This is a genomic window from Aquiflexum sp. (assembly GCF_977115555.1).
The window spans coordinates 1-5122 of record NZ_CDSBKL010000304.1; the positions used below are offsets into that span (position 1 = coordinate 1).

5 protein-coding genes and 1 tRNA gene are annotated in these 5122 nt (G+C 40.2%); 1 reads left to right on the plus strand and 5 read right to left on the minus strand.

What is annotated here, in order from left to right; genetic code table 11:
* The 5 genes from ACZFYI_RS15390 to trhA form a co-directional block, all read right to left on the minus strand.
* The coding region (locus ACZFYI_RS15390; protein ID WP_462525016.1) for an AsmA family protein at positions 1-1483 on the minus strand (1483 nt) is incomplete at its 3' end.
* Positions 1484-1496: 13 nt separating this feature from the next.
* On the minus strand, positions 1497-2069 hold the full coding sequence (locus ACZFYI_RS15395) for a peptidylprolyl isomerase (protein ID WP_462525017.1): 573 nt from the start codon (positions 2067-2069) through the stop codon (positions 1497-1499).
* 462 nt (positions 2070-2531) lie between these two features.
* Complete coding sequence (locus ACZFYI_RS15400) at positions 2532-3680, minus strand: 1-acyl-sn-glycerol-3-phosphate acyltransferase (protein WP_462525018.1); 1149 nt, start codon at positions 3678-3680, stop codon at positions 2532-2534.
* Positions 3681-3808: 128 nt separating this feature from the next.
* Positions 3809-3881, minus strand: a tRNA-Gln gene (locus ACZFYI_RS15405).
* Between the two features lie 128 nt (positions 3882-4009).
* Entirely contained in the window at positions 4010-4654 is a 645-nt protein-coding gene (gene trhA, locus ACZFYI_RS15410; protein WP_462525019.1) for a PAQR family membrane homeostasis protein TrhA, read from the minus strand.
* A 143-nt stretch (positions 4655-4797) separates the two neighbouring features.
* On the opposite strand from trhA, the gene ACZFYI_RS15415 reads away from it, so the two are divergent.
* Positions 4798-5122: hypothetical protein (locus ACZFYI_RS15415; protein WP_462525020.1), on the plus strand; the 325-nt coding region annotated here is incomplete at its 3' end.

The following is a 5122-nucleotide window of genomic DNA, read 5'->3' on the forward strand; positions in this document are numbered from 1 at the left end:
CCTGCAAGTCAATCCCCAAATTCTGAAATATGCTGTCGGGAGAATTTACCGAAAAGTTCCAAGAAATATTTTGTATTGCTTCAGGCAATTCGGTCCACTTGAAATAGCCATCTCTCAGTGTTGAGGTGAAGAGAAACTTTGGTATGCTGATCACTTCTGTTTCATTTCCCCTATATTGATTTGGGATGGGACCTGTGCGATAGCTTCCATCGGCCAATAATTTCATTTCCATCAAGCCTTTGAGCTCATAAGGAATAATCCCCAACGCTTTGTCCAGCAAATTCAGGTCGAGATTGATAGCCAAATTACTGTTCACCAAAGCAGGGTCAAGTCCTTCGATATTCAGATGGCCTTGAACAAAACCCTTACCCAGAGTCATGGAAATGCTGTCCAATGCCAAGATGGTTTTGTCTACATTGAGCTCCGGAACAGTCAGGTCAAGATCAAGATACAGTTTTTCGATTGGTGTTGAAGACCCTGAATGGCTGATGAATCCGTTATAGATAAAGAGATTCATCAACAGGTTAGGCATTTGGTTTTGGTCCGGTAGGTAAAGTCCCTGCAAGGAACCCCTGAGTTCCCCTTTTCCTTTGACTTGTGTGTTTTGCAACCAAGTTCCCAATTCTTCGGGAATAAGAGTTAGCATGTCCTTGAAGTCCGTGTCCACCGATTCAAGGATAAAATTCATGTCGTAGCCTCCACTTAGAAATTCGAGTTTCCCGATAAAGTCAACAGGAAGCTCATTGATCATAAGGTGGTTTCTTTCGAAAGTCAGGGCGGTCGATTCAGTATTGATTTTAGTCTGAAGACTTGCACTGACTCTTTTTTCCGAGAGGTAGGTGGTGCCTTCATAAGTCAATTCAAATGTCTGTATGTTCAGGTCACTACTAAGGTCCACAATGGCATCCTGAAGATTTCCGCTTCCCGAATAATTAAAATTCTCTGCCAGGCAGGAAAAATCCAGGTCTGTATCCCTATAAAAAAAATCGCTGTTTTTGATCTTGATGTTGTTGATTTCCAATGCCAGGTCAGAGGGGGCTTCTTCAGTTTTGGCTGTGTCTGTAGCCGTCAAGAAAACATCAAAATTGGCATTGCCCTGAGTATCCCTCAGAATGTTGATTTTGGCTTGGTTAAGATAAATGCCTGAGATTTGAACCTTTTCCTTGAAAATAGAAAACAAGTTGATCCCAAATGATAAGTCCTTGGCATACAATAAGGTGTCAATATTGAATCCTTCTGCTCCTTGAACATAAACCTCGTCCAAGGATACGGTCAAATTGGGGAAATGCCTGAAAAAAGTAAGGTTGATTTTATTGTAGCTTAATGCCGAACTTACCTGACTGTTGAGGTATACTTTGACTTTCTCGTCGACTTTGTCCTTGAAGAATAACGGAAGGACAGCCATGATGCCGAGTATCAGTGCCAAAGAAATTCCCGTATATTTCAACGTTTTGAATGCGGCAGATTTATCCCATTTAATCATGGATCAGAAAAGCTTAGAAGTTGGCCAATTTTTCGAGTTCTGCCTTGGTAAGGTAAAGCATGCTGACTTTAAGGGTTATGGGAATGACAGGCTCATCTTTGCTATCCCTCTTTTGATAGACGATTTGATCGACAATATCCATCCCTTTGATCACCTGACCAAAAACCGTATAGTCATTGTCCAATCTGTGCAATCCGTCTTTGTTTTGGACGATATAGAACTGACACCTGGCTGAAAGCTTTCCGGGGTTATCATCCCTGCCTGCCCCAACTGCCCCATAGATATGGGTGATGCCTTTGACAAACTCGGGTTCCAAAAGGTACTCAGGATCCGTAAATCCTGCTTCTGTATCCGGACAGCCGCCCTGTGCCACAAAGTTGGGGATGACCCTATTGAAAGTCAGAGAATCCCAGTAGCCTGCTTCAGCAAGTTCGATGAAGCTTTGCTTGTGGTTTGGCGTTTCATCAAATAGCTCGATGTAAATGTTCCCTTTGGTAGTTTCTATCAATCCTATTGGTTTTTTCTCCTGTGCGAAACAAAATGAAGATAGGATGCATGCTAAGGCAACGAATACTGTTTTTTTCATTTTTCTTCTACAGGTTTAAGGAAAATGGGAAAAGCTCACTTAGGTTTTTAAAGGTAGCAACAAATGAAACAAACATAAACAGAATTGAAAAGAAGATGAGCATTAGAAGCCAAAAAAGATAAGTTTTGTCTATGCTAACAAAAGGGGCAGCTTCCTCAGGGCTTTGGCTTTAGGTTTACAAAGAGTCGGAGTATCTATACCAGAAAGTCGGAATATGTAGGAGAACCTAGGGGAAGGTGTGGGCAATGTGGAGTGGTAACCAATGAGCGGTGAATCTCAAAATAATCCGACAATTGCAATCAATAAGGAGAATGCCCTGATTCAAGTATTTTTTAATCAATATCTATGCATTAGTTTAGGAGGTCTTCAAAAAAAGACCCCGAAAAATAATTTTCTCAGGGTATTTGAAGTAGTTTTCAAAGATTTATCCCCAAACTTAAAGCAAATTGGGGCCTGCGATGATTAGTCAATTAGCGGTTTTTCTTTAATTTTCAGCTGATTGGCGACAGGATTTGCATACATGGCTAAGAAGCTCTTTGTGGCCATAGGATCATTTTGGTCAACGCCTTTTTTAAAACGCCTTTCGAAAAGCTCTTTTTCCTCCGAGGTATATTTATCCGCAAATTGAGTCGTATTGTTGAGGAGGTCATAGGCGATGTATTTGGTAGGCCAAAGTCTGTAACCCATAATGATCTGTTGGTCAATCAAATCTGCCAATTCCTGAAGCTGCTTGACGCTTCCGGATACTGTTTCTGAAATAGTATCTATTTGTTCTGTGAGCACCTCTCCGATATGGATGTGAATTCCTCTTTTTTGGCCAATGATGCCATTTAGTAAAGTATGGAAATCTTCATTTTCTCCTTTGATATAGGCTTCAGACCTGGCTTTGGCCAATAACTCCGGCATTTTGAGCACATCAGTAGGATCGTATTCATAAGAAATGCTTACAGGAACCACATTGAGTTTTTTGAAATAATCAAGGATATTTTCTCCGGGATCTGCAGCCATTCCAATCATTTTCAGCACGCCTTTATGTGTCATGTCGTTGCCGTCTTTGGTGCGGCCTTCCCGCTGGGCTATCCACAATGACCGGTTTTCGCGCAGCAGGGATTGCCTGATAAAAGCTGAAATCCTTTTGGAACTTTCCAACAATTCCCTTGATGGAATCCCTCTTTTGATAATAAAGCTTCTAGTCAGTCGTGCAAGATTCTTCAAGAAAGGCTTTTTGACCAAGTTATCACCTATGGCGGAGGTGGTCATGCGAAGACCATGCTCGTACAGTGAGGCATTTAGCAGGGAGGTATCCAATATAATATCCCTGTGGTTTGATATAAAAAGATAGGAGGTGTTTTTTTCGAGTTTATCAAATCCGGAGGTAGTCAGTCCGCTGGAACTTTTTTCAAGGACTTTTTGGATCGCAGGATAGATAAAATTGATCTGAAAATCCCTAATGGAGTGGCAATGAAGCATCAGGGTTTTCCAATAGTCATCCTTCTCATCGGGAAAAGTAAAATTCATCATGGCCTTCAGCATCGGGTGGTCAATGATTTCCCGGATGGCATCATTTACTTCTGTATCGTAATAAGGTCTGATATCTTCGAATAAGGACATCTTAATGGATTTGGTGATGTTGCAAATAAAGTGAATTTTAGGGAAAGGGAGAAGTCCGGAACATTGATTTGAAATCTAAACCGGATTGCCTGAAAATAAAAAAAGCAGCTTTTTGAGCTGCTTTTCTGTTGGCCGACCAGGTTTCGAACCTGGACTCTTCTGAACCAAAATCAGACGTGTTGCCAGTTACACCATCGGCCAATTTTTATTTAAATTACCCCTTTTTCGAAAGGTGTCACAAATGTAGGGGTACTTTCCTTTTTATGCAAGCAGGGGGATGAAGATTTTTTGAGCATATATTTTAAATGCTTTAATGTCAGCCAAAAAGATTACAGGTTATCAGCCAATATCATATTCATGATTGCAATAAAATGTAGAATTGTTCCTGCCAATACAAAAAGGTGCCAGATCGTATGGGCAAACCGCATTTGTGGTCGGGTATAAAAAATGGTACCGAGTGTATAGCTAAGTCCTCCTGCTGCGATTAGAGAAAGGGTAGGAGTGCTCAAAGCTGTCAAGAGGGGTTTGATTAAGAAAATGGCCAACCAACCCATAGCGAGGTAAAGAATCAGGGAAGCTTTTTGGAATCTGTGGGTAAAGAAAATTTTGAATACAATGCCAAAAAGGGTCAAGCCCCATATTATTCCGAAGAAAACCCAACCCCATGTACCTTTTACAGCCAATAGTAAGAATGGTGTATAGGTACCGGCAATCAGGAAATAGATGCCGATGTGGTCAAAGGTCCTTAGCCATGTTTTGATGGGCCCCTGTGGCGTTGCATGGTAAAGGGTGGAAAATGTATAGAGCAAAAGAATGGATGCCCCAAAAAGGCTACAACTGACAATATGGATACCCGTGCCATTGAGTACGGAGAAAGTGACCAACAAAGCTATGGCGACGATGCTGAATAATATCCCGAAACCATGGGTGATGCTGTTGGCAAATTCTTCCTGAAGGGATTGTTTTCTTTCCATACTTTGACAAGTTGCCATAAATATAGTCACAACTATCATAAATCACCTGCCAAATAATTATTACGGAATCGATTGAAATTTAAATTAATGTTACTAAATGGCTGATTATTTTGTATTTATAGAAAATTATATATTGTTTTGTAGTGAAAACTGAAAAAAGTATTTGTATTATTTATCAAAACAATTATAACATGTCAGTAAAAATTTCTGAAAAAACGATTGTCTCAACTTTGGAGAAACTTGAAAAATTAAACTTGGACGAGAAGCTTCATGCTGAATTGTCCTGGTGCTGGAACAGTTTCCAATATGACAACAATCCTGTAGGTGTGATTGAAAAAAGCAAAAGGGCTTTGGAATTATTTAAAGCATTTGTATATCCAAGATTGGATAAATTAGGTTACGCAACCACAATCAAACAAGCTAAAAAAATTGTTGAAAAAGAAAAACAAGAAGTTTGGGACATATTGG